The sequence below is a fragment of the Flavobacterium endophyticum genome (assembly GCF_003634455.1).
Lineage (GTDB): Bacteria > Bacteroidota > Bacteroidia > Flavobacteriales > Flavobacteriaceae > Flavobacterium > Flavobacterium endophyticum.
The window spans coordinates 797,697-821,530 of sequence record NZ_RBLC01000001.1 but is presented as its reverse complement, the minus strand read 5'-3'; the positions used below and the strand labels follow the sequence as shown (position 1 = coordinate 821,530).

General features: G+C 48.7%; 25 protein-coding genes. 18 read left to right on the top strand and 7 right to left on the bottom strand.

Features of this window, described 5'->3' with window-relative positions:
* Nucleotides 1-28 precede the first annotated feature (28 nt).
* Nucleotides 29-3,757 carry a metallophosphoesterase gene (locus tag CLV94_RS03955; protein ID WP_121375138.1) on the top strand — a complete coding sequence of 1,243 codons (3,729 nt, stop codon included), beginning with the start codon at nucleotides 29-31 and terminating at the stop codon, nucleotides 3,755-3,757.
* Here the strand turns inward: CLV94_RS03955 and CLV94_RS03950 are convergent.
* Nucleotides 3,740-4,615, bottom strand: coding sequence for an NHL repeat-containing protein (locus CLV94_RS03950; RefSeq protein ID WP_121375137.1), 876 nt, complete (start codon nucleotides 4,613-4,615; stop codon nucleotides 3,740-3,742). The two genes, CLV94_RS03955 and CLV94_RS03950, sit on opposite strands and share 18 nt — an antisense overlap.
* Before the next feature lie 140 nt (nucleotides 4,616-4,755).
* On the opposite strand from CLV94_RS03950, the gene CLV94_RS03945 reads away from it, so the two are divergent.
* The 4 genes from CLV94_RS03945 to CLV94_RS03930 are packed head-to-tail and all read left to right on the top strand — an operon-like array spanning nucleotide 4,756 to nucleotide 9,734.
* The gene (locus CLV94_RS03945) at nucleotides 4,756-6,735 is read left to right on the top strand and encodes an LTA synthase family protein (RefSeq protein ID WP_121375136.1); all 1,980 of its coding nucleotides are present in this window, start codon (nucleotides 4,756-4,758) and stop codon (nucleotides 6,733-6,735) included.
* Nucleotides 6,732-7,613 (top strand): diacylglycerol/lipid kinase family protein, encoded by an 882-nt coding sequence (locus CLV94_RS03940; protein ID WP_121375135.1) that lies wholly within the window; start codon nucleotides 6,732-6,734, stop codon nucleotides 7,611-7,613. Before CLV94_RS03945 ends, CLV94_RS03940 begins: the two co-directional genes overlap by 4 nt.
* 33 nt (nucleotides 7,614-7,646) lie before the next feature.
* Entirely contained in the window at nucleotides 7,647-8,315 is a 669-nt protein-coding gene (locus CLV94_RS03935) for a response regulator transcription factor (RefSeq protein ID WP_121375134.1), read from the top strand.
* A 6-nt stretch (nucleotides 8,316-8,321) separates the two neighbouring features.
* Nucleotides 8,322-9,734 (top strand): sensor histidine kinase, encoded by a 1,413-nt coding sequence (locus CLV94_RS03930; protein WP_121375133.1) that lies wholly within the window; start codon nucleotides 8,322-8,324, stop codon nucleotides 9,732-9,734.
* A 121-nt stretch (nucleotides 9,735-9,855) separates the two neighbouring features.
* Here the strand turns inward: CLV94_RS03930 and CLV94_RS03925 are convergent, their stop codons facing one another.
* Nucleotides 9,856-10,302 carry a KTSC domain-containing protein gene (locus CLV94_RS03925; RefSeq protein WP_121375132.1) on the bottom strand — a complete coding sequence of 149 codons (447 nt, stop codon included), beginning with the start codon at nucleotides 10,300-10,302 and terminating at the stop codon, nucleotides 9,856-9,858.
* Nucleotides 10,303-10,505: 203 nt separating this feature from the next.
* Between CLV94_RS03925 and CLV94_RS03920 the strand changes: the two genes are divergently transcribed.
* The 6 genes from CLV94_RS03920 (at nucleotide 10,506) to CLV94_RS03895 (ending at nucleotide 14,257) form a co-directional block, all read left to right on the top strand.
* On the top strand, nucleotides 10,506-11,036 hold the full coding sequence (locus CLV94_RS03920; RefSeq protein WP_121375131.1) for an HD domain-containing protein: 531 nt from the start codon (nucleotides 10,506-10,508) through the stop codon (nucleotides 11,034-11,036).
* A gap of 177 nt (nucleotides 11,037-11,213) precedes the next feature.
* The gene (locus CLV94_RS03915) at nucleotides 11,214-11,513 is read left to right on the top strand and encodes a bZIP transcription factor (RefSeq protein WP_121375130.1); all 300 of its coding nucleotides are present in this window, start codon (nucleotides 11,214-11,216) and stop codon (nucleotides 11,511-11,513) included.
* A gap of 13 nt (nucleotides 11,514-11,526) precedes the next feature.
* Nucleotides 11,527-11,964: a hypothetical protein gene (locus CLV94_RS03910; protein ID WP_121375129.1), complete on the top strand. Its 438-nt coding sequence runs from the start codon at nucleotides 11,527-11,529 to the stop codon at nucleotides 11,962-11,964.
* A gap of 62 nt (nucleotides 11,965-12,026) precedes the next feature.
* Complete coding sequence (locus tag CLV94_RS03905) at nucleotides 12,027-12,668, top strand: DUF6266 family protein (protein WP_121375128.1); 642 nt, start codon at nucleotides 12,027-12,029, stop codon at nucleotides 12,666-12,668.
* A gap of 177 nt (nucleotides 12,669-12,845) precedes the next feature.
* Complete coding sequence (locus CLV94_RS03900; protein WP_170148741.1) at nucleotides 12,846-13,688, top strand: FRG domain-containing protein; 843 nt, start codon at nucleotides 12,846-12,848, stop codon at nucleotides 13,686-13,688.
* A 98-nt stretch (nucleotides 13,689-13,786) separates the two neighbouring features.
* Nucleotides 13,787-14,257, top strand: coding sequence for a hypothetical protein (locus tag CLV94_RS03895; protein ID WP_121375126.1), 471 nt, complete (start codon nucleotides 13,787-13,789; stop codon nucleotides 14,255-14,257).
* A 74-nt stretch (nucleotides 14,258-14,331) separates the two neighbouring features.
* Here the strand turns inward: CLV94_RS03895 and CLV94_RS03890 are convergent, their stop codons facing one another.
* Together CLV94_RS03890 and CLV94_RS03885 are read right to left on the bottom strand one after the other, a co-directional pair.
* Complete coding sequence (locus CLV94_RS03890) at nucleotides 14,332-15,114, bottom strand: alpha/beta fold hydrolase (protein WP_121375125.1); 783 nt, start codon at nucleotides 15,112-15,114, stop codon at nucleotides 14,332-14,334.
* Between the two features lie 46 nt (nucleotides 15,115-15,160).
* Nucleotides 15,161-15,514, bottom strand: a complete 354-nt coding sequence (locus tag CLV94_RS03885) for a winged helix-turn-helix transcriptional regulator (RefSeq protein WP_121375124.1) — start codon at nucleotides 15,512-15,514, stop codon at nucleotides 15,161-15,163.
* A gap of 119 nt (nucleotides 15,515-15,633) precedes the next feature.
* Between CLV94_RS03885 and CLV94_RS03880 the strand changes: the two genes are divergently transcribed.
* From CLV94_RS03880 to CLV94_RS03850, 7 genes are all read left to right on the top strand, one after another.
* On the top strand, nucleotides 15,634-15,984 hold the full coding sequence (locus CLV94_RS03880; RefSeq protein WP_170148740.1) for a DoxX family protein: 351 nt from the start codon (nucleotides 15,634-15,636) through the stop codon (nucleotides 15,982-15,984).
* 413 nt (nucleotides 15,985-16,397) lie between these two features.
* On the top strand, nucleotides 16,398-17,501 hold the full coding sequence (locus tag CLV94_RS03875) for a tetratricopeptide repeat protein (protein ID WP_170148739.1): 1,104 nt from the start codon (nucleotides 16,398-16,400) through the stop codon (nucleotides 17,499-17,501).
* Nucleotides 17,502-17,609: 108 nt separating this feature from the next.
* On the top strand, nucleotides 17,610-18,386 hold the full coding sequence (locus tag CLV94_RS03870; protein ID WP_147406567.1) for a hypothetical protein: 777 nt from the start codon (nucleotides 17,610-17,612) through the stop codon (nucleotides 18,384-18,386).
* Nucleotides 18,387-18,457: 71 nt separating this feature from the next.
* Nucleotides 18,458-19,765: an alpha/beta fold hydrolase gene (locus CLV94_RS03865; protein WP_121375120.1), complete on the top strand. Its 1,308-nt coding sequence runs from the start codon at nucleotides 18,458-18,460 to the stop codon at nucleotides 19,763-19,765.
* Nucleotides 19,766-19,783: 18 nt separating this feature from the next.
* A complete protein-coding gene (locus CLV94_RS03860; RefSeq protein WP_170148738.1) occupies nucleotides 19,784-20,263 on the top strand; it encodes a DinB family protein in 480 nt (159 codons plus the stop codon).
* 115 nt (nucleotides 20,264-20,378) lie between these two features.
* Entirely contained in the window at nucleotides 20,379-21,341 is a 963-nt protein-coding gene (locus CLV94_RS03855) for a S41 family peptidase (RefSeq protein WP_121375118.1), read from the top strand.
* 81 nt (nucleotides 21,342-21,422) lie between these two features.
* Nucleotides 21,423-21,836: a DUF6157 family protein gene (locus CLV94_RS03850; RefSeq protein ID WP_121375117.1), complete on the top strand. Its 414-nt coding sequence runs from the start codon at nucleotides 21,423-21,425 to the stop codon at nucleotides 21,834-21,836.
* 64 nt (nucleotides 21,837-21,900) lie between these two features.
* Here the strand turns inward: CLV94_RS03850 and CLV94_RS03845 are convergent, their stop codons facing one another.
* From CLV94_RS03845 to CLV94_RS03835, 3 genes are read right to left on the bottom strand one after another with little or no spacing between them, the layout of a single operon-like run.
* Nucleotides 21,901-22,497 (bottom strand): short chain dehydrogenase, encoded by a 597-nt coding sequence (locus tag CLV94_RS03845; RefSeq protein ID WP_121375116.1) that lies wholly within the window; start codon nucleotides 22,495-22,497, stop codon nucleotides 21,901-21,903.
* A gap of 36 nt (nucleotides 22,498-22,533) precedes the next feature.
* Complete coding sequence (locus CLV94_RS03840; RefSeq protein ID WP_170148737.1) at nucleotides 22,534-23,565, bottom strand: NAD(P)/FAD-dependent oxidoreductase; 1,032 nt, start codon at nucleotides 23,563-23,565, stop codon at nucleotides 22,534-22,536.
* Nucleotides 23,562-23,795 (bottom strand): hypothetical protein, encoded by a 234-nt coding sequence (locus tag CLV94_RS03835; protein ID WP_121375115.1) that lies wholly within the window; start codon nucleotides 23,793-23,795, stop codon nucleotides 23,562-23,564. Before CLV94_RS03835 ends, CLV94_RS03840 begins: the two co-directional genes overlap by 4 nt.
* Nucleotides 23,796-23,834 lie beyond the last annotated feature (39 nt).

Sequence of the window (23,834 nt, the reverse complement as noted above, 5' to 3'; positions counted from 1 at the left end):
TCAATTGAATTAAATCCACTACCAAATTATGAAATTATTTTGGCTTAATGTAACTAGTAAACGAAATATAACGCTATTCAAGTATGCCTGCTTGATAATTTTTTTACAGTCCTGCGCCACGAACCACTCGCAGTTTGGAAGCAAGGCCCCCGTTACGATCAAAGACAACTTTGATAACCCCAAAGCCATTTCACATACCTTTTATCTTGTAGGCGATGCAGGCAATGCCGATGAGGTGAGATCGCAGCAGCTATTAAAGCTGTTTGAAGAAAGGCTCAAAAAAGCCGATACCAACAGCACCCTGCTTTTTCTGGGAGACAACATCTACCCGCTGGGCATGCCGCCAAAAGACAGCCCCGACAGAAAGACGGCAGAAGAAAAGCTCGACATACAGCTGGCGCTCTCCAAGAGTTTCAAAGGAAAGACCATATTCATACCCGGCAACCACGACTGGTATAACGGAGTAGAAGGACTAAAAGAGCAAGAAAGGCTGGTCAACGAGTACCTCAAGCAGAAAAAATCCTTCCTTCCGAGAAAGAACTGCGGGATCGACCATATCAATATCAACGACAACCTAGGACTGATCGTAATCGATAGCCAGTGGTATCTGGAAGACTGGGACCAGCATCCTACCATCAACAACGACTGCGACATCAAGACACGCGAGCAGTTTTTTGAAGAATTAGAAAACAAGCTGAACGACTACCAAAAAAAGACCACCATCATTGCCATCCACCATCCGCTGATGAGCAACGGCACGCATGGCGGCGAGTTTTCGCTAGAAAAGCACCTTTTTCCGTTCAGCAAAAAAATACCGCTGCCGGTCTTGGGAACGGTTGTCAACCTGCTGCGCAAGACCTCAGGTATCAGCCCGCAGGACTTGCAGAATAAAAAATACAATGCCTTCGTAAAAAGAATCAAGACCCTGATACAGACCCGTAGCAACGTGGTCGTAGTTTCGGGGCATGACCACAACCTGCAATACATAGACAAAGATAACGTCAAGCAGATCATCAGCGGCGCTGGATCAAAACACGAGGCCGCCAGGGCGATCAATGAAAACGACTTCTCTTTCGGAAACAACGGCTATGCCGTGCTCGAAGTGCTCAATAACGGCGCCTCAAAAGTGTCGTATTATGGTGCCGACTCCAAAGGAAAAGAAGGCTTGCTATACAAACAGCAGCCTACGTTCCCAAGGCCAAAACCGAACCTGAGAGAATTCCCGAATACTTTTCCTACCCATAAGGATACGACCATCTATACTTCAAAAATGACCACCAAAGGCGGCGCCTACCGTTTCCTTTGGGGCAAGCACTACCGAAAGATCTACAGTACCCCGATAAAAGCAAGAGCCGTAAGCCTCGATACGCTATACGGCGGGCTGACGCCTACCATTTCTGGCGGCGGACACCAGTCTAAATCGCTCAGGCTGGTAGACAAAAACGGAAAAGAATATGTGATGAGGGCCCTGAGAAAAAGCGCTACGCGCTTCCTGCAATCCGTAGCTTTCAAAGACCAAGCCGTAGAGAAAGACTTCCGTGACACCTATGCAGAAGACTTTATCATGGACTTTTACACGACGGCCCATCCGTATACGCCTTTTGTAGTGGCCGAATTGGCCGACAGGGTAGGCATAAGCCATTCCAACCCTAAGCTGTTCTATGTGCCAAAACAAAACAGGCTGACCCTGTTCAATGAGGACTACGGCGACGAGCTTTATATGATCGAAGAACGCCCGATGGACGAATTCAAGGACCTGAAAAGTTTTGGCAAGCCGGGCAAGATCGTGGGTACAGATGACGTACTGGCCAATGTCCGCTCCGATGAAAAATACGAAGTAGACGAGCAGAGCTATATCCGAGCAAGGCTGTTCGACATGCTTATCGGCGACTGGGACAGGCATTCTGACCAATGGAGATGGGGCGAATACAAAGAAAACGGAAAGGTAATCTACCGTCCGATTCCACGAGACAGAGACCAAGCCTTCTCCAGATACGACGGCACGCTGCTGTCGATACTGATGAACATTCCGGCGCTGCGCCACATGCGCTCTTTTGACGACAAGCTCGACAACGTCAAATGGTTCAACCGCGAAGCCTATGCGCTAGACCTTGCCTTTATTACCAAATCAGACGGAAACGTCTGGAAGCAAGAAGCCAAATACATTACCGACAACCTTTCCAACGCCGAAATCGACAAGGCATTCGAAAAGCTGCCGAACGAAGTAAAGGACGCCTCGATAGACAAGATCAAATCCGACCTGAAAGCCAGAAAGAAATACCTGGAAAAATACGGACAAGAATACTATGAAGTGCTGCAGAAAACAGTGCTCGTTGTCGGTACCGACAAAAAAGACCGTTTTGTCATTACCCGATCTGGAGATGCTACCAAAGTAGAAGTCTACCGTATCAAAAAAGACAAAGAAGAGCTCATCCACGAACGAACCTACCACTGTCCGGAAACCAAAGAACTGTGGGTATACGGATTAGACGACGATGATATCTTTGAAGTAAAAGGCGAAGGCCGAAAAAGACTCAAGATCCGTCTCCTTGGCGGACAGAATCACGATACCTATGACGTAGAAAGCGGCAAGAAAGTGCGAATCTATGACTCGTCTACCAAAGACAATACGATCACCAGCACAGGAAAAGGAGAAAAGATGCTTTCCGATTCCTACCAGATCAATACCTACGATTACGAAAAGCCGAAATACAACGTCTTGGCAGGATATCCCTTATTAGGATTCAACCCTGATGACGGTGTCAAGGTAGGAGCCAGGGTCAACTATACCGTAAACGGCTTCAACAGGTTCCCGTATTCACAAAGACACGTCGTAGGCGCCAACTACTATTTCGCGACCAGCGGCTTCGAATTGTACTACAAAGCTATTTTTCCGCACCAAGTCGGGAAATGGAATTTTGTAGTTGATGCCCTCTATACCAGTCCTAATTTTAGTATCAACTACTTTGGTTTCGGCAACGAGACCGAAAATCCAGACGATGATATCGACATGGATTACAACCGCGTGAAGATACGTAGGCTGAAAGCCACTCCTTCTTTGCAATGGACTGGAGAAATGGGCGGTTCGGCCGTGGTGCAGGCCAGCTTTGAGCGCGTACAGGTAGACAAGACCGCCGGACGCTTTATTACCCTGCCGGGTGTCGTGAACCCTGATGTTTTCGACTACAAGAACTTTGTAGACCTGAGCGCCAAATATACGTTTGAAAATTACGACAACCCATCGAATGCTACGCTGGGAATGGTCTTCTCAATGCTAGGCGGCTATACCATAAACATCAATGAAACCGGCAAGAAATTCCCGTATGCGGAAAGCTCGTTAGGCTTCACCTATAAGATTTCGACCAGCGGCAACTGGGTATTGGCTACCCTGCTCAAAGGAAAAGTCTTGTTTGACGACGAATACGAGTTCTACCAAGCGGCTACCGTAGGCGGAGATTTCGACCTGCGCGGTTTTAGAAACCAGCGTTTTTCCGGCAAGCAGTCCTTTTACCAAAGCACCGACCTGCGCTGGAACCTCGGCAAGGTAGACAACGGCTTTGCGCCTTTGCGCTATGGTGTTTTTGGAGGATTCGACTACGGACGCGTTTGGGTTCCGGGCGAAGAGTCAGACAAATGGCACCAAGCTTATGGTGGCGGTATCTGGATCAACGGCGTGAATCTAGTTACAGGTAAAGTCTCCCTGTTCAACTCAACAGATGGTGTCAGGATTTCGGCAGGACTAGGATTTGGATTTTAGGTCGGCCAGCTTGATCTCATAAAGATTGCCGCCCGTCTTTTTGCTTTTTTCATCCACGATAAGAAGCGTCTCGTTGTCTTTAAAACAGACGCCTTCTTTTTGGGTCACGTCATTCAGCTCGAACATTTCGGTCGTTCCGCCCAGAAAATCAGTTCCCGAAAAACCCGAAAGCAGCCACACCTTGCTCGCGCTCAACAGCACGACCTTCTTCCCGTCAGGGCTGATGTCGGCGCTGGTAATAGCACATTTGTGGTAGCTGTCGCACGCCTTGAATGTACCCAAGAGCTGGGCCTTATGGTTGCCGCTTTGGTTTGGCACCCTGTACAACATGACGGTTCCGTCAAAGCCCTTGCTTCTATTTTTGGTAAAGATGTAAAAGTTGCCCTTGTAGAAAAAGAACGATTCTGCATCATAAAAAAGTTCAGACTTCTTCGGCGGAAACTGCTGTTGCTCCGGATAGTAGAACGAAATCTTGGCAGGCGATACCGCCGTCTCGTGCTGCAGGTCGCCCGCATTCACCTTATAGATGCACAGGTCTTTGCGCAGGTTATCGTTATTGCCAAAATCCCCTACATACACATTGCCCTCCTCGTCGGTAGCAAGATCCTCCCAGTCTACGTTTGCCGCATTGGTTACGGTAACCGTATGCGCGATCTTTCCGTCGGCATCCAGGCCATAGATTCGGTTTTTATTGCCACTGTCTTCGGCCACCCAGATATAAGGCGAAGCCTTCGAGACCGCTACGGCAGAAGCCTCTTTTAATGACAGTTTCTTTGTATTCGTCGGCAGCTCTTGCGATTTTCCAGAACAGGAAAGGAGTAGGACCGATAATAGTGGCGATAGCGTAAGTAGTTTCATAAGCAATTTTTAATAGGTAAATATAAGTAATCGCCCGCAAGAAACATAGCCTGCCTATTCTTAAGATTCACTTAAGACTGCTTGGCGCATCCAATTTAAGGCAATTCGTGCCGTTACATTTGCAAAACAAAGTAACAGACATGAAATTAAAATCATCATTTCAATTTGAAATTTCCCTGCCTCAGCGGTTCTCGCTGCTATGGAATTTCTTCAAAGGATTCTTGTTCCTGTCAATGGTGCTCCGCATCGTCTTTATGCTCTGGCAGAAAGATGAGGTTTCTTGGAACCTGATCACGGTGCTAAGGACATTGGCAACCGGAGCCTTTTTCGATAGTGCGGTTGCCGGCTTTGCAGCCTTTCCAGGAATCCTCTACCTGCTGCTGTTGCCAAATCGATACAGCGGCTCCCTGCTAGATAAGATAGTTGTTTATTTTTTCTTTTCGCTTACGGTACTTGTCTTAGTATTTGTGTTTTTTGCCGAAATAACCTTTTGGGAAGAATTTAGAACCCGCTTTAACTTTATCGCGGTCGACTATCTTATCTATACCCATGAAGTAGTCCGCAACATACAAGAATCCTATCCGCTTCCGTATCTTATCCTAGGCGTTGCTGCCATCACCTTGCTGATTGTGTTCCTGTTTAAAAAAAGAGGCATTTTTGCGGCCACATTTGCTGGAAAAGCTTCCGTGAAGCAGAAGCTGTCCCTGTTTATTTCCGCCTTCCTGATATTGTCTTTCTATGTCGGATTTATAAAAAACAACCAAGCAGAATGGTCTTCCAACCGCTATAATAATGAAATTTCCAAAGCCGGAATCTATTCGTTTTTTGCCGAATTCCGAAACAACCAGATGAAATACACGCAGTTCTATACGGCAATCGATACCAAAAAGGCCTTCGAGACCGTAAGAAACGAAATAGCAGAACCCGACAGCCGCTTTATCAAAGGCGGAACGTCTATCCGACGAGAAATCACTGATTCGCTGCCTTCAGAAGCAAGACCCAATGTTGTTTTCATATTGATGGAAAGCATGAGCGCCAGCTTTATGAAAGAATTCGGGAATGAAAAAGGCATCACGCCCAACATGGACAAGCTGGCCCAGCAGAGCCTTTTCTTTACCAATCTCTACGCTACCGGAACCCGAACCGTGCGCGGCATGGAAGCCGTTACCCTATGCATCTTGCCCACTCCGGGACAGAGCATCGTGAAGCGTCCCGACAACCAGAACCTATATACAGTTTCCAATGTCTTTCAGGAGAAGGGCTACCAGAATAGCTTCTTTTATGGAGGCGATGGCTACTTCGATAATATGAACTGCTATTTTGGCGGCAACGGCTTTACGATATACGACCGAGGGAGAGGAAGCGTGCTGAGTGATAAGATCAAGACCGAGCGCCACAATATAGAAGACAGCGAAGTGACTTTCGAGAACGCCTGGGGCATCTGCGACGAGAACATCTACGACAAGATGCTCCAAGTGGCCGACGAGCATTTCGCCTCAAAAAAGCCCTTCTTTAATTTCGTGATGACGACTTCCAACCACAGGCCCTATACCTATCCAGAGGGCAAGATCGACATACCTTCTGGCAAGAACAGGGATGGAGCGGTGAAATATGCCGACTATGCGCTTGGCCAGATGCTCGAAAAGGCAAAAACAAAGCCTTGGTTTAAGAATACGGTCTTTGTGATTATTGCAGACCACTGTGCCAGCAGTGCAGGAAAAGACGAAATAGATGTCGCAAATTATCATATTCCAGCATTTATTTATAATTTGCCGGCCCAAGCGCCGGAAAAGGTACTGCAGCAATGCTCGCAAATTGATCTATTTCCTACCTTGTTTGCAATGTTACGCTGGAATTACCGTTCTAACTTCTTTGGGAAGAATGCTTTAGGAAGAACCTACACAGAAAGAGCCTATGTAGGCACCTACAGGAAGCTTGCCTATATGAAAAAGAACAAGGCCCTGATATTGTCTGACCAGAAGCAGCAGGCCCTTTATGACTGGAACAAGAAAACCAACGAGCTCATGCCTGTCCCGATGGACAATGCATTCCTGGAAGAAGCCATATCCGGCTATCAGGCGGCAGATTATTTATTTACGAACAAATTGCTTAAAGAATGACCTATATCCATTTTATCGTCAATCCTATCTCTGGAAAAGGAAAACACCAGATTACCAGAGAATTTTTGGAAGGACATTTTCCTGTTGCATCCTATAAGATAGAAATCGACTATTCCCGATATAAAAAACACGCCATAGCGCTGACGGAAAAAGCCATAGCGCAGCAGCCCGATATCATCGTAGCCTGTGGGGGCGATGGCACTATCAGCGAGATCGCTTCGCAGCTTGTCAATACCAATATAAAGCTGGGTATCATCCCGGTCGGTTCAGGCAATGGCCTGGCATCTAATCTCGATATCCCGAGGTGCGTCACAAAATCCATAGCCATCATCAAAAAGCAAAAGTCAGTTGCCATCGATTCCGGAAAGGTCAACCAGTACTGCTTTTTCAGCAACATGGGGCTCGGTATCGATGCCATGATCATCAAGAAATACGAAAACGCCAACAAGCGTACGCTGTCTGCCTATGTGAACGCGTCACTCAAGGCCAGCTCGCAATACAAGCCCCAAAAGGCCATACTGCGCTACAACGGAAAAGAGCAAGAAGCAGATCCGTTCCTGCTGTTTATCTCCAACTCTAACGAAATGGGCTATAACATGAGCCTTACCCCAAAAGCCAGCCTGTCAGACGGCTTTTTAGACCTGCTCTATGTGCCCAAGATAAGCTTTCTGCAAAAAATGCTTTTTGGAGGCCTGGTAGTAACCAAACAGTCAGAAAAATTCAAAAAGGCAGAACACGCCATGATCCAGAGCCTCAACGCCGAGCTGCCCGATAGGATTTTTACAGACGTGCAGATCGATGGCGAATACCACAGGCTAGAGACCAACAAGGTGCAGGTAGACATATTGCCCAAGTCGCTAAACGTGCTCGTATCCTGATATTTTGACCCTATTTATCTAAAATTGCCGCCTATGAACATACTAGTAGCCGAAGACGAGATCGGAATTTCAAACTTCCTGAAACAAGGACTCGAAGAAGAACATTATACAGTGACCCTGGCTTCCGACGGAGAACTTGCGCTCCGGCTGGCTCTGGCACAGCATTTTGACCTGCTGCTGCTTGACTGGATGCTGCCCAAATTGTCCGGTATCGAAGTCTGCAGGTCCTTTCGCAAGGCCAACCAGTCAACGCCTATCGTATTTCTTACGGCCAAAGATACCGTGCAGGAAACCATCGAGGGCCTCAAGGCAGGCGCCAACGACTATATCAAGAAGCCTTTCAGCTTTGAAGAACTGCTGGAACGCATCAAAGTACAGTTCCGCTCGGCCGCCTCAGAAAACAAGACCTATACGCTCGGACCTATCCGATTAGACATCGAAAAGCACCAAGTCTTTACGCATGACAAGGAAGTCTATCTTACCCATAAAGAATTTTCCCTGCTCGAATACCTGATCAAGAACAAGGGCGCGGTCTGTACCCGCAACCAGATCATCAAGGAAGTCTGGAACATCCATTTTGATTACGAGTCTGGAGTAATTGATGTGTTTATCAATTCGATACGCAAAAAGCTGGGGCTGAAAAAAGAAGAAGACTACATCAAGACTATCCGCGGAATTGGCTACATTGCAAATGAAATCTAGCAGCCCATGCCACTGTCTTTTAAAAACAGGATTGCCGTCTACAACCTCATCAGTGCGGCCACGCTGATCGCAATAGTATTTGCGGTCGTATATGTTATAGTCTCCCTTTCTGTCAATTACGATATCAACCAGAACCTCGGTACCGAGATCCGCTACCATCAAGAATATGTAGCAAACCAGCCGTCGAGCCATCCCATGCTGGTTGAGCCTGGCGAATGGGATGAGACCGAGCACAACGAGATTGATGTCAATCCCATATTTGTCCAGATTTTTGACAGCATGGGGCGTTTTTACGAGAAATCCAACAACCTCAAAGGCGAAAACCTCAAGCTCCGCTACGAGGAAACAAACATCCATTCCCAAGATACATATCTCGTCGATATTCCTGTCAGGCAGGTACAGGCGCCGCTCCTCAACCACGGCAAAAAGGTAGGCTATGTCATCATAGCCATGTCGGTAGAAGAAGAAGTGCGGGTCTTGGGCAACCTGAGCCGCGTGCTGTTTATTGCCTTTCCTATTGTGCTGCTAGCGCTGTTCTTTGTCACGCGCTTTATTGCCGGAAGAAGCATAAGGCCCGCCGTAGACATTATCAATACAGCGAGCAAGATCACCAACAGCAACCTGAGCGAACGTATCGAACTCCCAAAAAACAAAGACGAGCTATTTGAGCTCTCTGCTTCCATAAATCAGCTGCTGGACCGTATCGAAGATGCGGTTGTCAGGGAACGCCAATTTACGTCAGATGCCTCCCACGAGCTGCGGACACCGCTGGCCGTCATTCAAGGAACGCTTGAGGTGCTGATCCGCAAGCCCCGCGAAAGCGCCGAATATGAAGAAAAGATACGCTACTGCATCAGCGAAGTCAACCGCCTTAACGACCTGGCAGACCAGCTGCTGCTGCTTGCCCGGTTCGAAAACCAGAAGGCGGCCGTGCATATTGAAGACGTGGCAGTCGATGAGGTCATCCTGCAGGTATTGGAACGCTACTCCTCTAAGATTGCGGCCAAGAACATTGCGCTGGGCTTTGAATCAGGCCAGCACTTCTGGATCCGCTCAGACGCTTACCTCTTCTCGGTCATTCTCGATAACCTGATTTCTAATGCCGTGAAATATACAGGAGAAAATGGCAGGATCGATATCGCCCTTGCAAGGCAGGAAGACAGGATTGTCTGCTCGATTGCCGACAATGGTGTAGGCATTGCGCCAGACGACCTTCAGAAAATCTATAACGAATTTTTTAGGGCCGAAAGCCAGAGACGAGCCGTAAAAGGAACAGGTCTTGGGCTATCTATCGCAAAGAGGCTGTGTACGCTGCTGCATGCCGAGCTGAAAATATATAGCGACTTAGGCAAGGGCACAAGGGCCGAAGTCATTCTTGCCGCCGCACCTGATCTCGAAACAATAGTGCACCAGCCGTAATCGGCAAGGCATGCAGGCTGCGAATAGGTTTCCGAATCCCAAGAGTAGGCACAGGATAGCCGGGCATAAAAAAAGGCCCTCGGTTTCCCAAGAGCCTTGCTTATTATAAAACGTGCAGCAATTAATCTTCGGCTGCAACGCCTGATTTTCTGTAGATAAAGCTGCCATAGATATGTCTTCTGGCAAAACGGCTTGGCGATTCTGCATTCACCATCTTGATGTAGGTGTTTCTCGGAACCCCGATATACTCATACGAATTCCCGTTCAGGTGCTGGATGACCAAGATCTGCTTTTCGTAGTAGAAATCATGGATGTTCGATTTTGCCGTAGTCTCGGTATACTCGTCGCGGAAACGCTCTTGTGTTTCCGGATTGATGCTTACCAAAAAGTGGTAGGCCTCGATCACCGACTTGCTTCTTTCTTCTGCCTCAAGCTTTCCAGCCTCATCATCTACGAACTTGTCAGGGTGCGAATCTTTCATCACATTCCTGTAGATCGTTTTCAATTCTTTTAGCGTAACGGTCTTGTCGACTCCCAAAAGCTTCCTGTGCTCAACAATTCTTTTCATAAATACTACTTTCTTTTAATCGGGCGCAAAAGTAGGCAAATAAAAATAAAAAATCCTAACCCGTTCAGTATTAATTTATTTTGGCTTCAAAATTGGCCCGAATCGACGCAAAACCGTCTGCCGCTATTCGCTTTTTATACGTATCTTGCATCCAGCGAGCACTATAGGTCGCACAGCGAGCTTAACAAACCAACAGACAGCTTATGGAACATCAGGAACAGGCCATCGAAACACTGCTACAGCCCTTCCGGCAGCAGCTTGGCGGCGACTACGAAAAATACAAGAACCATACGTGCCGCGTACTGGCCGCCTGTATGCTGCTCGACAGTGCCGCGGAGAATAGCGAGAAGTATGCCATAGCCGCCGCCTTTCACGATATCGGCATCTGGACGCACCATACGCTCGACTACCTCGGCCCTTCTGCCGAGCAGGCAGCAGCCTACCTCAGCAAAGCCGGAAAGGCAGACTGGGCAGCCGAGATTGCGCAGATGATCCACTGGCACCACAAGATGACGCCCTATAAGGGCGAAAATCAGCACACGGTAGAAACGTTCCGCAAGGCCGACTGGATTGATGTGTCATTGGGACTGATGCGGTTCGGGACCGACGGCAGGCGCCTCCGCGATAACCGCAAAAGATGGCCCAACTTAGGCTTCCATCTTTTTTTGGCCAAAGGCACGTTCAAGAACCTGCTGCGCCATCCGCTTAATCCGCTGCCCATGTTCAAGAAATAACTCCAAAAAGCAACGTCACGGCTAGGCAGGTAAACTGTTTTGTTTATCACGGCGGCGGCCCGCTTCAGGACCCCTGCACCCGCCAAAAAAAATACATTTTAGGCATACTTTTCCGAAGTTTTTGCCGTTATGGGAGAAACATACGAACCGATACAAACCTATTAAACTACACGCCAAATGAAAGAAGAACTCGACCGACTGCGCAAAGAAAACGAAGAACTCAAGGCCAAGATACAGCGCCTCGAAAACGAATGCTGGTTTGACACCTCAGACCTGATGAGGATATTCAAATGCAGCGACACCAAGATTGCCAAGATGCGGAAGCAGCAGCAGATTCCTTACGAGCATTTTGGCGGAACCTTTATCTATCCCAAGATCCATTTTACGCACATGCTGGTGCTCAAGAGCTACAAAAACTTCAAGACCTCAGACCTAAGCCATTACCCGCCGTCTTTGCTAAAAGACCTGGGCTTATAGGCGTTCCTGCTTTTTGGAGTCTGAAAATCACCCTCTTTTTTATGCCGTAACGGCTGCCGAGCTGCTGCTCAGGCAGGCTATTTCTTGTCCTGTCGTTACGTTCCGATGCCTTATTTTGAGCAATCGGCAAAGCCGTTCTGCAGCCCTCTGTTCGGGCTTCCTTCGGGAGTGGTTCGGGAGTGGTTCGGCAGGAAACTTTTTTTGGGTCATTTTCCCGAACGAGACCCGAACGAAACCCGAACAAAACCCCTACCGATTCGGTGCCAAAAACAGGCCAAAAATTAGCCTTTCGGTACCTGTTTTTGAAAGTCTCCAAAAGCATAAAAAACCCGAATCGGAACGCATAATCTGCCCAAAAGGCGAAAAAAAGCTTCAAGAGGCATTGAATACGGCCTTTTCCTATTGTCTTCTTTCGTGCCGTTACAGTCTGACACAAAGCGGCTTACCTTAGTGTCACCGCAGGCGATACTAGGGCCTGCAAGTCGATTTATTAACCATTAATTTTTTAAGATTATGGGCAAGTACAACAAAGGCATCCTGGGCGCTTTTTCCGGCAAGGTCGGAAACGTGGTAGGTGCCAGCTGGCGCGGCATGGATGTGCTGCGCAGCCTTCCGAGAGCGGGCACTAGTGCGCCGACAGAAAACCAGCTGCAGCAGCGCGAAAAGTTTGCGCTTGTCGCGCGCTTCCTGCTGCCGTTCAAGCCGATGCTGGCGAGCTATTTTGGCCAGCCGAGCGGCGGCCGTTCGCGAACCAATCAGGCTACGAGCTACCACCTTAGGGAAGCGGTGGTGCTAAACGGCAGCGTGCTGTCTATGAATTATGCCAAAGTACTGCTGAGCCGCGGCGATCTGCAGGGCACGACGCAGACGGTTGTTACTGCCAGTGCTGGCAACCTGCTGCGCTTTTCGTGGGCAGACAATTCGGGACAGGCAACGGCCAAGCCGACCGACCGCTTAATGATAGGCGTGCACGATGCCGAAAGCGGCTTCTCGGATTTTTTTCTGGCCGTGGGAACACGCGACCAGGCGGCCGCCGAAATCACGCTTCCGGACTATTATGCGGGAGCGCAGGTGCACTGCTGGATGGCTTTTGCTTCTGAAAATGGCAAGCTCAATTCGACCAGCGTCTATTTGGGCATGGTTGAGGTTCTGTAGCGCTGGCAGCAGTGCAGGAAAGGGGCCTTGGAGGATTTTTCTCCGAGGCTTTTTTTATAGGCGCGCGCAACGGGTTCTGCACGGGGAGGGAAGCATTATTTTTAGGTGCGGATGCATTTAGTAGGAGGCGCGTATCATAGTTTTTATATCTTTATAGGGCACAATCATTTCTTTTGTATGAAACTAATTTCCTCTTCTTTTTCCCATACCAATCTTGACGAAAAAAGCAACCATCCTGACGACAGGAGGTGGGCGGCTGCCACGCCTTGGGATGCCATAGCCAGGTCTGAGGCCCGAAAGGTACAGACGTATGACGACTTGGTGACCGATGTTGCCCAGATCATGTTCTACAATCGGAACCTTGCCTTGTATTACAGGGGGCAGTCGAAGGACTATAAAAAGAACGGCATGACAACGCTGCTGCCTACCATCTACAGAAAAAAGGAAGGCGAAAGGCTGATGCTCAAGGAAAAGTTTGCCCTGCTGGAGGAGAAGGTCGGCGATATCAAGCGGCTGTTTTCTGAAAGCGAGGTACGGTATGAAGGCATATCGATGCTGAAAAAATATCCCGAGATTGCCTGGTCGCTGTTGCAGCATTATGAGATCTGCGAGACGCCGCTGTTAGACATCACCCATTCCCTGCACGTGGCCTGTTCGTTTGCTTTTGACCGGAACAAAGGAGAGACGGGCATTGTTTATGTACTCGGCATGCCTTGGCAGACCGACGGCATAGGATACAATACGTATGAGGAACTGCTGAATGTGAAGCTGCTGGGCGTATGTCCGCCGCAGGCACAGCGTCCGTTTTTTCAAGAAGGCTACCTTGCGGGCCCTTTCCCAAACTACCAGCTAGACAACCCGAGGCGCGTGCCTCAGTTTGATTTTGCGCGCAGGCTGATTGCCAAGTTTGAGATTCCGATAGACCCGAGCTTTTGGGGCGACGGTTTTGGGCGCATTCCTTCTAAGAAATTATACCAACCGAAGGATAAGATATTTGAGTTGTTGAGCGGGAAGCGTTAAAAACAATATAAAAGTAATTGGCTGGCTGTTCTGGTTGATGAGCTTCTGTATATTTGACGGTGCTGTTAGAATGTATAAAACAATATAACTGATTATAAATGAAAACCATTGTCTTGATATTTTTATTTTTTTGTGGAAATCAGATTGTAGCCCAGACAGAAATCGAGCAGGAGAGTGAAAACAGCATACAGCAGGAGCTGTATACCAAATGTTTTGAAAATCTAAAGCCTGTTGCTGAACTACACCAATATGTATCCGTTAAGAAGATAAAGTTATGTAGTTTGATTGAATGTAGGTGGGTAGCTGAGTATTTCAAAGATGATAAAAGGGTACAAAGCATTGTTTTTAACAGAGCGACTGAAATTGTAGCTCTATTGCATAGAGAGCAGCATCACGTATATCTGATTAATGGTTTGGATAGTTACGACAGAGCTCAAAAAGAGAATATGAATATGGGTGATAATAATGGCATGGTTTATATCAGTGTGGGTGATTGTTTGTCATCAGATATACTAAGTCGGTTTATGGAGATAGTCAATGAAGAAACACAACGGCTTTTAAATAAATAATCCTGCTAGGATACAAATTCTACGAGACTATTTTTAGGAAGCTCTTAAGGAGTCTTGTCAATAAAAAACAGATACTATCCTAAATTGTCTATAAAATTCTTTGCCGCTCGAAGTGTCAACTCAGGAGCTTCTTTATGTGGTGTATGCCCGACCTCCGGAATACTATACAACAAAGCCTTCCCGCTCACTTGGCTGACCGTTTTTTCTGCCTGTTCCATAGTGCCGTATTCATCGGCTTCGCCCTGTACAAACAAAAGTGGACAGGTGATTCCAGATAAAAAAGATTCGATATTCCATTCCCTAAAATCATCCCGCGTCCATGTTTCGGTCCAGGCCTTAAATAGCGTATCGACCTTGTCGCCGTGGTATTTCTGCAGGCGTTCCGGCAGGCTGGTGGTCTTATAGGCTTCCATCGCTTCGCGGATGCCCTGCAAGGTGACTTCTTCTACAAAAATATGAGCGGCTTCGCAGATTACGGCTCTGATTCTTTGTCCGTAACGGCTTGCGGTAATCAAGGCGATAGAACCGCCGTCGCTGTGTCCGAATAAGAGGGCCTCATGAATGTCTAGCGCGGCTAGCAGTCCGTCCAATACTGCCGCTTCCGTTTCCAGATAGCGCACGGGCCTTTCATGGGTGAGCATTGCGGCCGACTTGCCATAGCCCAATCGGTCATACACCAAAACATTGCATTGGGCGGCTTCGGCCAGCTTTTGCGGAAAATTGCGCCATAGCGCCGTGCAGCCCAAAGAGTCGTGCAGAAAGACCAAGGTAGGGCGGTTTTTGCGCGTATTCTGGAATTCAATATAAAGTTCTTGTCCGTTTATAGTAATCAGCCTGCCGTTATTTTGTGGTGTCATCAAGGGCATACGAGTTAGGTTGTTGGCGGTTTTTCGGGTAGGGATTTTAGTGAGAAGGCTCTTTCTGCTCTCCCCATTCGTCCATCAATTCCAAGATTTCCCGAAGCGAATGGCCCAGTTCCGTCAGCTCGTATTCTACCTTGGGCGGTACCTGCGGGTAGACGATACGGTTTACGAGTCCGTCCTGCTCCAGTTCTTTCAGTTTTGAAATCAGCATGCGTTCCGAGATGCCTTCGAGGCGGGCGCGGAGCGCGCTGTAGCGGAGCCTGTCTTCGTTGAGCAGGTAGCTAAGGATGTTGATCTTCCAGCGCCCGCCGATGAGCGAGAGCGTGGCCGAAATACCGCAATTTTGGTTGAGGTGCTTTTCGTTGATGCTGTTGGTAGAATTCTCTTTGCGCATACGTACTTACTTATTTGTTAGTACCCAACAATTTTGTAGGTTCTGTTATTCCTGCAAGCTAATAAAGATATTTGCAATAACAAAATCACAGTAGTATCATGAAAAAAATCAACACCCTCGTGCATTGGCTGAGTTATGCCTATTATGTCTATGTTTTCGGCTATGCCTCGCTTTTTAAAGTATTTCAGAAAGAATCCATGATGTCCAGCATGCAATCGCTGGGCTTTAATACGGCCTGGACGATCGCCATCGGCATCTTTGAGCTGATAGGCGTCTTGATAGTCGTGGCCGGACTGTGGAAGCCCAAGCTCAAGAACGCCGGCATCCTGTTTTTGGCTCCGTTTGCGGCAGGTGCATTTACGGCCCATATGGCGCATCAAGAATACCATCATTACTTTGATTCCTTGGCGATGTGCGTCTTGACCGTCGTGTTATTGTATACCGACAAGCAGTTTAAGATTACGCTATAAGCGATCCGGCTGCTGGACGCGATAGGATAGACCTATTTTTATGGGGCTGCCGTTTCTTGACGGCAGCCTTTTTTTAGTGGTAAAAATACAGGCATATAAAGAAAGCTGCTATATTTGGTCATCGGGCATCAGGGCAGCACGGGCTGTCGGCCGCTATACCAATTATTAGAACAGCAGCAATGGGATTATTTGGTTTTTTTGACAAGAAAGAAAACGATTCGCCTGCCAAGGAAGATCTGGACAAGGCAAAAGAATATTTTGACAAGGGCGAGTTTCAGGAAAGCCTGCGGGCCTTGTCTTGGGGTTTTAAAAAAGACGCGGGCCATAAGCCGCTCTATAGGCTGGCAGCGGACAGCCTCAAGCAGCTGGGCGGTTATGACGAACAGGAACTCCTTGAAGCCGTCTATCGCGACATGCGCAATGCCGAAGGATTCGATGTCTTGGGCAGCTTTTATTTTGAACAGCAGTATTATGACATGGCACAGGCCTTTTATGAAAAAGCGGTCGAGCTGCAGCCCGATAACGAAGAGGCGCGGCACAACCTTGCCATCTGTTATGCAAGGCAGTTTGAGGTAGGGAAGGCCGTTGAAGTGCTAAAGAAATCAGACCTTGGCGACTTCTGGAATATGTATTTTTTGAACAAGTGCAAGCTGCTGGATGGGCAATTAGACGGAGTGGCAGAAGCTGTGGCGGGCCTGAGGGCTGTTATCGATACGTATCCCAACGAAGAAGAAATTGAAATACCAAGAATGAAGATTGTAGAACTGGAGGAAACGCTGCAGCGCTACAATACGGTAGCCGAAGCGCAGACGCACATACGCGACTGGCAGTACATACAATACGGCGGCGTGATGCTGGACTTTTTTGAAAGGGAAGACAGCGACGATTATGTGGCAGGCGGCAGGTATGTGGCAAGCTGGGGTTCTAACGAATCGATAAAGGCGGCAGCCGAAAAGCTGGCACGACTGGCGGACAGGCTTTCGGTTTCTTTCCGAGACATTGCGGCACTTCCGGATCGGGATTCTGAGATTATCGGAAGGCTGCTGGCCAGGCAGCTCGGCATAGGCTTCGGCACCTACAGTCCGGAAAGCGAACACGAGGGCAGCCTTATCGTTGCCGCAGACAGCTCGCTGCTGATGGAGTACCAAGAGCTGGTCACCATACGCAACGGCCAGATTGTCTTTTCGCTGAACCATAGCTGGCTGGATGCTGCGGCCGTGACGCCGGATATTATCGGTTTTATGACGCAGACGTATGTCTTTCCGTGGAACGGGGGCGGCTTTAAGTTGACAGATCCAGAGCAAGGGACTTTAGAAGAAACGCAGCCAGACAGCCGCCAGCCCGAAGAAATCGCAGCCGATATTTTTAACGCGGAATCCGAAGAGCCTGAAGCAGACCCGCATCTTGAGTTTTATGCCTCCCGAAGGGACTACCTGAAGGGAATAGGCTCGGAGGCAGGCAGCAGCAGGTATGTTTTTATGATCGAGAGCCCGGTGCCGGGATCTTATTTTGTCTAGGACAGATAGGAAGGGATTCCAACCTATCCAGTTAAAATAAAAAACACAGGCGTAGCGTTTAAGCTGTAAAGCAGAAGCATTTCGCAGCCTGCAAAAAACCAGAACAAGATGAAAAATATAGTGGCATTTCTTTTCCTTTTTATCGGAGTCGGCAGCGTGCAGGCAGACTGCGCGATGAGCGGCATGGATTTTTTTCCGAGGCAGAAAGAAATCTCTCTGAATCCGATGTTTATTGTCCAAGGCTATTCCCGCAGCCAGAAGACCATCGAAAGTTTTGGCAGCAGAAAGGCCTACTTGAAGGATGCTGAGGGACAGATTACCGAACTGCAGCTCGTTGAGGTTCTGAAAGGACGCAGGGGCGTATCGCAGGCTCTTTTCAAAGTGTCGGGAACCTTGTTGCCCGACAGGCGCTATACCTTGCACTTTGAAGGGGAGACGGAAGCAGAGGCAGCGGAGATGCAGCGAAACGATCCGTCGACCGGAAAAAGGGAACGGGTCTATTGGCAGACGGGAACCGCGAGCGAGCAGCCAGCGCCCGACCCTGCCACCAAGATAACCTATGTAAGCAATAAATGGCAGGTATTTGGGTGCGGCGATGCCGCAAACGCCGTCTTCAAGAGCAAGGCAGGCGGGAAAAACGAAATCTGGTACAAGGCCGAATTGGTAGAAAACAAGACGGGCGAAAAGACTGTTTTTTATATTCCTTCGGAAGAAGGCAAGCTGTGGGTCGGATTTGACATGTGCGGTGGACCGTTTTCGTATGCCCGTAAAGGAACCTACAAGGTCCGGTTTACGCCGACCAGCATTGACGGAAAGCAAGGCCCCATCACCCAATGGATGACCTTCAAGAGTCCGTATGAGACCGAAAAAGCGTTTGGCGGCTAAGCCTCTTTCCATTTTTACAATTTTTACTGCGCCAGCCTCTTTAGTTTTGTAGGAACAAACACGACAAGAAGATGAACTACCTACTCGCAGGCTTTTTTCTGATGTGCCAGCTGCAGGTACATTCACAGCTGAAATATACAACGACCAATGTCGGGCTCGTCAAGCTTATCGAGGCCAAGAAATATGCAGGAAAGCAATTCCAGCTTGTGGTCGATATCAAAAGCCAGCCCGCCGATTCCATCAGCGGCAGCGCAATCATGAGCCTGCAGACAAAAAAACAGGATTGGGACTATATCAACAGCGCCCGCCAAGGAGCCATGGTACCGAGCGGTACTGCAGGATGGAATACCTATACCGTCAGCGGTACCATTGATGCCGAAGCGCATAAGATATGGGCGATGCTGGTTACCTACGGCAATGGCGACTTTTGGTTTGATGCGGTCCGGTTCAAGATCAAAGAAGGCGAGGGGTGGACCGACATACCGGTAGAGAACGGCGATTTCGAAAAATCGCCTGCCCAAAATCCGCTCAAGGGATTCAAGAATACCGAGTCGGCCACGAAGAAAGGGGTCACTGCTTCTTTGGAGAAGGAGCGCGGCCGAGGGCAGTTCTTGCACATCCATGCTGAGGGCGGCATGATCGTCAACAGTGTACTATACGGCAACAATGCCGAAGCGGGCAGCTATGTCACGAGCGCAGGCACAAAAATCTATTATGAAATCTATGGCCAGGGCGAACCTTTGCTGCTGCTGCATGGCAACGGCGGTTCGATCAGCAGTTTTGCGGGACAGATTGAAGCCTTTTCTAAAAATTATAAGGTCATAGCGGTAGATACCCGGGGGCAGGGCAAGAGCCTAGATACGACAACAAGCTATTTTTCATACAATCAGTTTGCCGACGATATGAAGGTGCTGTTGGACTCGCTGCATCTGAAACAGGTAAGCCTCGTGGGCTGGAGCGACGGGGGCAATACGGGGCTGCTGCTGGCAAGCAAATATCCAGACTATGTCAAGAAGCTGGTTACTATGGGGGCCAACCTCAACCCTTCGGACAAGGCGCTGGATAAAAAGATACTCAAGCAGGTGGCCAAGGACCTGAAAGAGATGAAGGCCCAAAAAGACGCAGATCCTGTGGTTATCCGCCTGATGGAAATGCTGCTGAAGGAACCGAATATCAGTCCGGAGAGCCTCGGCACTACCACGGCCCAGACGCTGGTGATGGCGGGAGAGCATGACCTGATACTGGAAGAGCATACGAGGCTTATAGCCGCCAGCATTCCGGGCGCACAGCTGCTGCTGCTCAAAGGGCAGACGCACAACGTGGTGGCCGATAATCCGGAGCTGTTTAACAAGGAAGTACTCGAATTTTTAAAGAAATAACAAGAGATGCATATGTTTATGAAAGACAAGAGTAAAGACATGAGCCATATCGTCAAGACCCAAAGAAACGTGATCGGAGGGGAGAATTGGTATGGAGAGAATTTCAAGAATAAGATCGACGGACTTACGGAAGCGCAGGCTTTTGAACGTCCGGTTGCCAGAGTGCATACCGTGGCAGAGTTGATCTCGCACATCACGGTATGGAGGGATTCGATTATCGGAAAGCTGAAAGGCCAGCCTACGGGACTGACAATGGAGAGTCCGGAGAACTGGAAAGACAATGAGCTGCTCAAGCAGGAGGGCTGGGAACGGCTCAAAAGGGAGTTTTATGAAAGCGCTGAAACCTTGGTCGGCCTTTTGGAAAAACGCGAGGATGCTTTTCTGGAGGAAACCTATAACGGGAACGGCCACGATTGGAGAAGGCTCCTGGAGGGGCTTATACAGCACGATATCTACCATCTGGGTCAGATTGCGATAACTTTAAAATTAATGGAATAGGCCTGCAGCGCAGGCTTGTCTTTTTGCTGGCAGCGCCAAGGATACGGCTTGCTGTCTGGGCAATGGCAGCATTTGCCTTGTTCAAACTCAATCCAATAAACAACACTTACCGATAATGAAAAAAATGATTGCCCTGTCCCTGTTGCTTCTTGTCTCGCTTGATGGCTATTCACAAGCCGACAGCATCAAGAATTATGTTACCGAAGCTTTAGGCGTGATGAAGCAGTATTCTGTAAACAAGCACCGGCTCGATTGGGACAAGCTGTACCGCACGGCGTATGATTCTGTAAAAAAATGCAAGACCCTACGCGAGACCTATCCGTCGCTTGTACAGGCGCTTCACAGTCTGGAAGACAGCCATTCTAATTTTGCGGTTCCCGAAATGGTAGCGCAGTATTCCCAACGCTACGATTTTCCGAAAGCAAAAGACAGCCTGATAGCGGGCAAGTATGCCTATATTACGATTCCGCCAATAGGAAACTTCAACAAGGAAGATTGGAAAGAGTACGTAGGATTGGTGTATGAAAAAGCAGCAAGGCTCGACAAGGCCGACCCCGAGGCATGGATTATCGACCTGAGGGATAACGACGGCGGCATGTTCCATCCGATGTATGCGGCCATACAGCCGTTTCTGGACAAGAAAAAGGTCGTGGGCGATATCGACCCGCAGGGCAAGACAAGGTACTTTTCGTATTCGGGCGGCAAGGTGTTTTATGACGGCAAGCTGGATCATGTGTTCGAAAACAGGCTAGTGAAATTAAAAACGGCTTCTAGGCCTATTTTTATACTGACAAGCAAAAAAACGTCGAGTTCGGGAGAGTTTACCGCGGTAAGTTTTGTGGGACAGAAAAACGTAAGGCTGGTAGGGAAGAATACGCAGGGGCTGACATCTGCCAATACGGAGTACAAGCTTTCTGACGGCGCCATGCTGATATTGACGGTAGGGAATCTGGTAGACCGAAACAAGAAAGAATATAAGGTCATTGGTGAAGGGATAACGCCGGATATTCTGGTGAAGGGCAACGAGCTGCAGGAGTATGTAAATGAAATCGAGACGTATCTCAAGGCCAAAAAATAGGAGAGCACCTTACCAAGAAATGGCTTTTTGGTTATATTTGGTACAGGATGCTTTATAAAAAAACAGCAGACCCAATACCCGATGAAAACGCATACCACCAACTACAAAGATACTTTTATCGAGGCGGCAGAAGACTGTCCGGCCACAAAAGGAGAACTGCCGCCTGTAAAGGGAGACGCTAAAACGATAGCGAATATCCAGTTTGACCTCTTGAGCAAGAACCCGTATCAATTTACGTCAGACGATATACTCTTTCAGGTATATGCACTGCGGAACGACCTGTCTCCAAGCGAGCTCGCGGCGGCAAGGGAACAGTTCTTTTCTAAAGGGCAGGCGTGTCTCCGGACTTCGCCGCTGACAAAACGCTACGGCTGGGGCATCCACAACGACAGCAACGGAAAGGTAGCGCTGTACGGACGCGAAACGGACACTTATGAGGCGTTTCGAAACGACAAGAATCTTAAGATAGTAAAGGCCGTAAGGTCGCGCAAATAGCCTATCTGTGATAGATATAATAAAAAAGCCCTGCAACAGCAGGGCTTTTTTATGGCCTAAGACATCAATAGGGTTTTATGACCTGTCCGGTATTCGCGCCAAAGACGCTTTTGCGGAAGCCGTATTCCAGCTGTTTCATGGTCACGGGAATATCGCCGGGAAAGAAAGGGAAATACTGGGGCGAATCTTCGATGACGGTAGGGCTTACGGCATTGATTCGGATGCCGTTTTCCAATTCGATGGCAGCGGCGCGTACAAAAGCCTCGACGCCTCCGTTGGCGGCCGACGCGCTGGCAAAGTTCAGTACTGGCTCTTGTGCCAGCGCTCCGGTAATCAGGGTGAAGGAGCCTTTCGGGTTGATGTAGTGTTGGCCTATGAGCACCAGGTTGACTTGTCCCATCAGCTTGCCGTCGATTCCTTTTTGGAATTCTTTTCCGGTCATGGTCTTCCATGGGCCTACATACGAAGGTCCTGCGGTAGAGATGAGCGCATCAAAAGGGCCTGCCTGCTTGAACATATTTTCTATGGATGCGGCAGAGGTGATATCGGTTGGTATGTCGCCGCCTTTGGAAGCTACTCTTATGATTTCGTGTTCTTTTTCAAATGCGGCTGCCAGGTGTCTTCCCATGGTTCCGGTTGCGCCTACGATTATGATTTTCATGTCTTGTGATTTTTTAAAGTGGGTAGGATGAGCGTCTTAAAACGCCTCGAAAATTAGTTTTTTGCTTGCGGCTACGCCCGCCATTGTTCCTGCCGAAACGGCCATGGCTACGGCACGCATGCGGGTAGTGTTGTCGCCGCAGGCAAAAATGCCGTCTACGGTTGTCGCCTGAAGGGCATCGACCTTGATATAGCCTTCTTCGGTCAGCTCGCATCCGAGGGCTTCGGGAATAGTGCAGTGCTGTTCAAAGGGTCTGGGAGCATAGAGGGCTTTTAGCGGTGCTCTTGTGCCGTCCTTGAAGGCGATATGGTGGAGGTAGCCATTCACGTGCTCTAGTCTTTCGATTTCTTTTTCGACTATTTTTATACGGTTCTTCTGGATGGCTTCTGCCTGTTCGGGAGTCAGTATGGAAGGGCCGTTGGTGTATAGGGTCAGGTCTTTGGTCCAATTGGAGATAAGATGGGATACTTCATAGCCGTGTTCTCCGTTGCCGAGTATTCCGGTGGTTTCATTGCGCACTTCGTAGCCGTGGCAATAGGGGCAGTGGATGGCAGAAATTCCCCAGCAGTCGGAAAATCCGCTTATTTCGGGCATGATATCGCGTACACCCGTAGCAAAAATCAATTGCCCGGCATGGAAGGTCTCGCCTGATGCGGTCTGGATTTCAAAACCGCTGCTCGTCTTCTTGCCCCCAATAGCAAGCCCGATGAAAAAAGAAACGGTATCATAGAATTGTACCTGCAGTTTGGCCAGGGTTGCGATGGCAGCAGGCGTGTTTCCGTCTTGGGTAAGGAAGTTATGGGAATGGGGCGTCTGCGCATTGCAGGGCTTGGCGCTGTCGATGATCAGGACTTTTTTCAAGGCTCTTCCTAGAGCCATGCCTGCAGCAAGTCCGGAGTAGCTGCCGCCGATGATGATTACATCAAATGTGCTGTTGTCTTTCATGTCGTCGTATTTTGAAAATGGAGTTATTGAAAATGGGAGGGCCAGTGCTGTCATGGCGAGCCCGCCCTGCTTGATAAATTCGCGTCGGGAGGGAGAAGCCGGGAGTTTCTTTCTTGCCTTCATCTCGGACTGTTTTTAGAATCTTTGGGCAAAAGCCTTCGGAGGATAAAATCGACCAAGGGAACGCCGATAAAAATGATCCACGGAACCAAAGCCAGCGTGAGCAACAGGGTTCGCTGGTATAAGGGCAATACGGATAAGGGCTTTCCGAACAGGTAGAGAAACAGCGTGATAGAGGGATAGATGACTATCCATATCTTGAGAGAAGCCAGTAGTTTCATTCTTGTTTTCATACAGCTTGCGTTTGAAGTGTTAGTACAGGTGCAAAGTTA

What these genes read in the sequence shown, in the direction of transcription:
- CLV94_RS03955 (WP_121375138.1), top strand. Translation starts at nt 29, where the DNA reads ATGAAATTATTTTGGCTTAATGTAACTAGTAAACGAAATATAACGCTA.
- CLV94_RS03950 (WP_121375137.1), bottom strand. Translation starts at nt 4,615, where the DNA reads ATGAAACTACTTACGCTATCGCCACTATTATCGGTCCTACTCCTTTCC.
- CLV94_RS03945 (WP_121375136.1), top strand. Translation starts at nt 4,756, where the DNA reads ATGAAATTAAAATCATCATTTCAATTTGAAATTTCCCTGCCTCAGCGG.
- CLV94_RS03940 (WP_121375135.1), top strand. Translation starts at nt 6,732, where the DNA reads ATGACCTATATCCATTTTATCGTCAATCCTATCTCTGGAAAAGGAAAA.
- CLV94_RS03935 (WP_121375134.1), top strand. Translation starts at nt 7,647, where the DNA reads ATGAACATACTAGTAGCCGAAGACGAGATCGGAATTTCAAACTTCCTG.
- CLV94_RS03930 (WP_121375133.1), top strand. Translation starts at nt 8,322, where the DNA reads ATGCCACTGTCTTTTAAAAACAGGATTGCCGTCTACAACCTCATCAGT.
- CLV94_RS03925 (WP_121375132.1), bottom strand. Translation starts at nt 10,302, where the DNA reads ATGAAAAGAATTGTTGAGCACAGGAAGCTTTTGGGAGTCGACAAGACC.
- CLV94_RS03920 (WP_121375131.1), top strand. Translation starts at nt 10,506, where the DNA reads ATGGAACATCAGGAACAGGCCATCGAAACACTGCTACAGCCCTTCCGG.
- CLV94_RS03915 (WP_121375130.1), top strand. Translation starts at nt 11,214, where the DNA reads ATGAAAGAAGAACTCGACCGACTGCGCAAAGAAAACGAAGAACTCAAG.
- CLV94_RS03905 (WP_121375128.1), top strand. Translation starts at nt 12,027, where the DNA reads ATGGGCAAGTACAACAAAGGCATCCTGGGCGCTTTTTCCGGCAAGGTC.
- CLV94_RS03900 (WP_170148741.1), top strand. Translation starts at nt 12,846, where the DNA reads ATGAAACTAATTTCCTCTTCTTTTTCCCATACCAATCTTGACGAAAAA.
- CLV94_RS03895 (WP_121375126.1), top strand. Translation starts at nt 13,787, where the DNA reads ATGAAAACCATTGTCTTGATATTTTTATTTTTTTGTGGAAATCAGATT.
- CLV94_RS03890 (WP_121375125.1), bottom strand. Translation starts at nt 15,114, where the DNA reads ATGACACCACAAAATAACGGCAGGCTGATTACTATAAACGGACAAGAA.
- CLV94_RS03885 (WP_121375124.1), bottom strand. Translation starts at nt 15,514, where the DNA reads ATGCGCAAAGAGAATTCTACCAACAGCATCAACGAAAAGCACCTCAAC.
- CLV94_RS03875 (WP_170148739.1), top strand. Translation starts at nt 16,398, where the DNA reads ATGCGCAATGCCGAAGGATTCGATGTCTTGGGCAGCTTTTATTTTGAA.
- CLV94_RS03870 (WP_147406567.1), top strand. Translation starts at nt 17,610, where the DNA reads ATGAAAAATATAGTGGCATTTCTTTTCCTTTTTATCGGAGTCGGCAGC.
- CLV94_RS03865 (WP_121375120.1), top strand. Translation starts at nt 18,458, where the DNA reads ATGAACTACCTACTCGCAGGCTTTTTTCTGATGTGCCAGCTGCAGGTA.
- CLV94_RS03860 (WP_170148738.1), top strand. Translation starts at nt 19,784, where the DNA reads ATGAAAGACAAGAGTAAAGACATGAGCCATATCGTCAAGACCCAAAGA.
- CLV94_RS03855 (WP_121375118.1), top strand. Translation starts at nt 20,379, where the DNA reads ATGAAAAAAATGATTGCCCTGTCCCTGTTGCTTCTTGTCTCGCTTGAT.
- CLV94_RS03850 (WP_121375117.1), top strand. Translation starts at nt 21,423, where the DNA reads ATGAAAACGCATACCACCAACTACAAAGATACTTTTATCGAGGCGGCA.
- CLV94_RS03845 (WP_121375116.1), bottom strand. Translation starts at nt 22,497, where the DNA reads ATGAAAATCATAATCGTAGGCGCAACCGGAACCATGGGAAGACACCTG.
- CLV94_RS03840 (WP_170148737.1), bottom strand. Translation starts at nt 23,565, where the DNA reads ATGAAGGCAAGAAAGAAACTCCCGGCTTCTCCCTCCCGACGCGAATTT.
- CLV94_RS03835 (WP_121375115.1), bottom strand. Translation starts at nt 23,795, where the DNA reads ATGAAAACAAGAATGAAACTACTGGCTTCTCTCAAGATATGGATAGTC.